Raw genomic sequence first — 5,237 nt, 5'->3', positions numbered from 1 at the left:
CTCTTGTACTTAGCACCTTACTTTTTGTATGCAAATAAAAACGACCTACACCTGTAGTTTTTTCTTCGTTAATTATTGTATAAGAACCATTTATACCTAAGAAAATAAAACTGTTTAGTAGTCTATCTTCTAAATAAATATTAATGTTTTTTGGTTTGTTCGAATAATCTATAGAAAAAGTTAAGCTATGCTCTCCGTTTACAGATAAAGGAATAACAGTTTCTTCTATATTTTCTGTCGGTAATGTTTGTATAGATAGGTTTTGGCTATCTAAATTTACAACTAATCTAGTAGCCAAAGAAAAGGAAGCATTTTCATCAGAAATAGAAGAGCTGTCATAGCCATTATCAAAATAAATGGTTTTGTTCGGTATAAAATATATTTCTGTGCTTTTTTTCTGATTAGTTTGATTTTCTAAAGTTAAGTATACTCTAAACGTATCATCTGTTGTTTTATTAAAAACATCTGTTGTTTGGTGTTCTTGCCAAGATTCTAAAAAGTTAAAACTTCCACTTGAACCAGCATCCACAAAAAAACCTTGACCAGGTGCTAGGTATCTAGATGGAGAACCATTATTTACAGCAATATAATCGTTTATTGTATTGTCCCAAAACCATACAGTTTCTTCACTTAAAAGAGCTGAATTTTGAGTAAGTATATTATCTGTTGTCACAGTATTTTCATTTACTGGTAAATAAGAAGGAAATGGATTACCCACTAAAACAGAATTGTCTATGCTACCTGTAGCAATAGCAATAGAAGCATCTGCAGTTGGCATAGTGCCCGTAAAAGCAATATCTGAACCACTACTTAGTTGTACGCCATAACCTTTGGCACTTTCCATAGATCCAGTAGAGGTTGGTTCATAAAAAACATACCCTGTACCTGCGTAGCCCGTAGTAGCGCTATTATCATAATAATACAAGCCAATATTACCACTAATACCAGTTTTTGGGCTATTTGTACTAATAAAATTTTCTATAGTTTCCCCAATTACTGGTGATGCCGTGTTGTAATATTCATTTCCATTGGGTAAATTTCTGTTGTAAGTTAAATTACCAGAAGAAGTTCCATCAACAATAATAGAACCACCAGAATTAAGGGTAAGTCCGTTATTTGTAGTTAGATTTCCTTGAACTGTTAAACCGCCTTCAATGGTTAATGAAGCTCCAGAATCTACTGTTAAATTATCAACTGCAAACTCTGAAGAAGCATCTATAGTAGGGTAATTAGTAACTACAGGAATTGTTACATCTAAAGAACAGTCAGAAATATAGCCATCTTGCCAATTATCAGGTGTATTCCAATCTGTATCAGTATTTCCGGTCCAAACAAATTCTGTTAACTCACCACCATCTGTAAATGTCCAAGAATCTGAGGAAATCATATTAGCTTTTGCTGCAACTGCGGCAGGCGAACAATATTTAGAAGTTCCTCCATGAAAAGCAATGGAGGGTTGTAAACTTTGGGCATTCCAACCAACTAATAAAGTATTGTAATTTTCTAAAGATAATTCTGCACCTCTAAGTATATTATTCATTGTGGTTACTCCACTAATATCCCACCCACTAATATCTTGGTCAAAGGCTACGGCATCTCTAAAAGTATTATTCATTCTTGTTGCAGATGAGGTAATCCACCCACTAACATCTTGATTAAAAGAAGAAGCACCATTAAATAAATTATTAAAATTTGTAACATTGCTCACATCCCAATTACTGATGTCTTCATTAAAAGAAGGGCAATTTCTAAACATTTGAGCAATACTTGTAACATTATTTAAGTTCCAACTATTCCAATTGGTTGCAGAACCTGTTCCTATAGAAGTTGCATTTCTAAACATTCTTAAAGTAGAACCACAAGAAGATAAATCTGGAACATCAGTAGCATTGTTTACCAAATTTGCACAACCATCAAAAGCCCTTACCATAGAAAACCATACTTGATTTGTACCCCACTGTTCTATAGATTGTATTTTATTTTTATCACCTGTATTATTAAAATATATTCTATTAAAAGTACCTGTTATAGTAACAGTATAAGTATTTGCAGTTGCGTAAGTATGAGAAATCACAGGAGCACTTCCTGTATGTGTTGTTGTTCCTGAACCATCACCCCAATCTACAGTACAATTGTAACCACCACCATTTGTAGGTATGGTTATAGATTCGCTAGCAGTGGTAGTTTGCCATGTAGTAATAAATTCTGTTTGAGCAAAACAATTAAAAGAAATTAATAAGAACATGCAAACTAAAAAAATGTATTTTTTCGGGAGAAACATATCATTTTAATTAACTATAAAAGTATGATATAATTTTGACTTTTCATAATTGGCAACAAGACATTAGATATCGTATTTTTACATTGATTGAAAACGATTCAAACATATAGAAAAATTATTCATGTAGATATGGATGCATATTATGCCTCTGTTGCGCAGCTGGACAATCCAGAATTGAGAGGAAAACCAATTGCTGTTGGTGGTGGAGGTGATAGAGGAGTAGTTTCTGCTGCAAGTTATGAAGCTCGAAAATTTGGCGTAAAATCTGCCATGAGTAATGTATTGGCAAAGCAAAAATGCCCACATATCATTTTTGTAAAGTCAGATTTTGCAAGATATAAAGAGTTAACAGCTAAAATAAGAGCCATTTTTTATGAGTATACAGATTTGGTAGAACCGCTTTCTTTAGATGAAGCGTATTTAGATGTTACCGAAAACAAAAAAGGAAATCCGTCAGCGAATGATATTGCTAGAGAAATTAGGCAACGGATTTATGAAGAAACAGGTTTACGAGCCTCAGCAGGTATTTCTATCAATAAGTTTATTGCAAAAGTAGCTTCTGATATTAACAAACCTAATGGGCAAAAAACAGTTCATCCAGAAGAAGTAATTCAGTTTTTAGAAGAATTACCCGTAAATAAGTTTTATGGCGTGGGTAAAGTTACTGCTGCAAAAATGTATAATTTAGGAATTTTTGTTGGGAATGATTTAAAGAAAAAATCACTCGAAGAGTTGGTACAATTATTCGGAAAATCAGGAGCACATTATTATAATATAGTTCGTGGAATTCACAACAGCCCTGTAAAACCAAACAGAATTAGAAAATCTTTGGGAGCAGAAAGAACTTTTTTTGAAAACATTTCTTCAGAAATATTTATGTTAGAAAAGTTAGACAATATTGCTGATGAATTAGAAAGAAGAATGATTAAAGCCAATACAAAGGGAAAAACAGTAACTTTAAAAATAAAATATTCTGATTTTACACAACAAACTAGAAGCAAAACAATGCCTAATTTTTTGCAATTAAAAAATGAGTTTATGCCTATTGTAAAAGAGCTTCTGTTTCAAGAAAAATTATTAAATTCTGTACGTTTATTGGGTATTTCTTTTGGAAATTTAAATACAGAAAAAAAAGAACCAGTTTGGGTACAATTAAAGTTCGATTTTTGACGAAAACTAGGTTTTAGTCATTCTGAACTTGTTTTAAAATCTCCTTAAAAATTTATTATGAATCTAAAAATAAAAAGAACCAATTCAGAAAGCAAAGATTTTATTAATTTGGTAAATCAATTAGATGCGTATCTTAAAATTACTGATGGAGATGAGCACGATTTCTACAATCAGTTTAATAATATAGACGTATTAAAACATGTTGTTGTTTTTTATGATGATAATGTTGCTGTGGGTTGTGGTGCCATTAAAAAGTTTGACGAGATTTCTGTAGAAATAAAAAGAATGTACGTTTCTGAAGGAAAAAGAGGAAAAGGAGTTGCTCAAAAAATATTGAAAGAATTAGAAATTTGGGCAAAAGAAATGGGTTATAACAAATGTGTTTTAGAAACAGGGAAAAGACAAGCAGAGGCTGTACAATTTTATAAAAAATGCCGCTATCAAATCATACCAAATTACGGACAATACATAGGAATGCAAAACAGTATTTGTTTTGAAAAAACACTATAAATGAACTTTAGTTACTGGGAACTCAAAGAATGGTTTACCGACATCGATTTTACAGTTGTTGGGAGTGGCATTGTTGGTCTAAACTGTGCTTTAGAACTCAACAAAAAGCATCCAAAAGCTAAAATTTTAATTTTAGAAAAAGGTATGTTGCCTCAAGGAGCTAGCACAAAAAATGCAGGTTTTGCTTGTTTTGGTAGTTTATCTGAGTTGATAGATGATTTAAAAACACATTCAGAGTCAGCCGTTTATAATTTGGTTGATAAACGCTGGAAAGGACTGCAATTATTAAGACAAAATTTGGGTGATGCAACAATAGATTTTCAGCAAAACTTTGGCTTTGAATTATGTAATTCTAAAGCGTTTTTTGAGGAATGTAATTCACAAAAAGATAGTATAAATAAATTGCTAAAACCAATTTTTAAAAAAGATGTTTTTTTGGTTCAAAAAGACACATTTGGTTTTAAAAAAGTAACATCTAACCATTTTGTAAATATTTTTGAAGGGCAATTAGACACTGGTAAAATGATGAACGAGTTACTTTTAAAAGCTCAAAAATTAAACATAAAAATAGTAAACAATATTTCTATAGAAAGTTTTTTAGAAACTGGAAAAAGTGTTGAGATAAAAACCAACAAAATTACATTTAAAACCCATAAATTATTGGTGGCAACAAATGGTTTTGCAAATCAACTTTTAGAAGAAAAAGTACAACCAGCAAGGGCGCAAGTACTTATAACAAAACCCATTAAAAATTTACATATAAAAGGCACTTTTCACTTAGATAAAGGCTATTATTATTTTAGAAATATAGACAATAGAATTTTATTTGGTGGAGGCAGAAATTTAGATTTTAAAACAGAAACAACATCAGAGTTTGGGCAAACCAAAATCATACAAAATGAATTAGAAAAAATTTTAAAAGAAACCATTTTACCAAATACACATTTTGAGATTGATCACAGGTGGAGTGGTATTATGGGAGTAGGCAATCAGAAAAAAGCCATTGTAAAACAACTTTCAGAAAACGTTTTTTGTGGAGTAAGATTAGGTGGAATGGGTGTTGCTATAGGAAGTTTAGTAGGTAAAGAATTAGCAGAAATATTAGATGAATAGAGATTTCTCGATTGCGATCGAAATGATATTTGCAATATGAAAACAAGTTTTGAAATTATAATAATTGGTGGAGGTTTAGCAGGATTATGTAATGCAATCCACCTGTCTAAATTTGGTAAAAAAGTTTTGTTGATAGAAAAAAACAGCTATCCAAAACACAAAG

5 protein-coding genes are annotated in these 5,237 nt (G+C 31.3%); 4 read left to right on the top strand and 1 reads right to left on the bottom strand.

The window, feature by feature from the left end; translation table 11 throughout:
* On the bottom strand, positions 1-2,245 hold a 2,245-nt coding region (locus ACTG3S_RS13815; protein ID WP_439129916.1), incomplete at its 3' end, for a BspA family leucine-rich repeat surface protein.
* 132 nt (positions 2,246-2,377) lie between these two features.
* On the opposite strand from ACTG3S_RS13815, the gene dinB reads away from it, so the two are divergent.
* From dinB to ACTG3S_RS13795, 4 genes are all read left to right on the top strand, one after another.
* Positions 2,378-3,451 (top strand): DNA polymerase IV, encoded by a 1,074-nt coding sequence (gene dinB, locus ACTG3S_RS13810; protein WP_439129918.1) that lies wholly within the window; start codon positions 2,378-2,380, stop codon positions 3,449-3,451.
* A 57-nt stretch (positions 3,452-3,508) separates the two neighbouring features.
* Positions 3,509-3,961, top strand: a complete 453-nt coding sequence (locus tag ACTG3S_RS13805; protein WP_439129915.1) for a GNAT family N-acetyltransferase — start codon at positions 3,509-3,511, stop codon at positions 3,959-3,961.
* Positions 3,962-5,074 (top strand): NAD(P)/FAD-dependent oxidoreductase, encoded by a 1,113-nt coding sequence (locus ACTG3S_RS13800; RefSeq protein WP_439129914.1) that lies wholly within the window; start codon positions 3,962-3,964, stop codon positions 5,072-5,074. It abuts the gene before it with no gap.
* Between the two features lie 36 nt (positions 5,075-5,110).
* On the top strand, positions 5,111-5,237 hold a 127-nt coding region (locus ACTG3S_RS13795), incomplete at its 3' end, for an FAD-dependent oxidoreductase (RefSeq protein WP_439129917.1).

The sequence above is a fragment of the Polaribacter sp. genome (assembly GCF_965656025.1).
Lineage (GTDB): Bacteria > Bacteroidota > Bacteroidia > Flavobacteriales > Flavobacteriaceae > Polaribacter.
The sequence above is the reverse complement of the archived record's forward strand: the minus strand, read 5'-3'. Positions and strand labels throughout refer to the sequence as shown.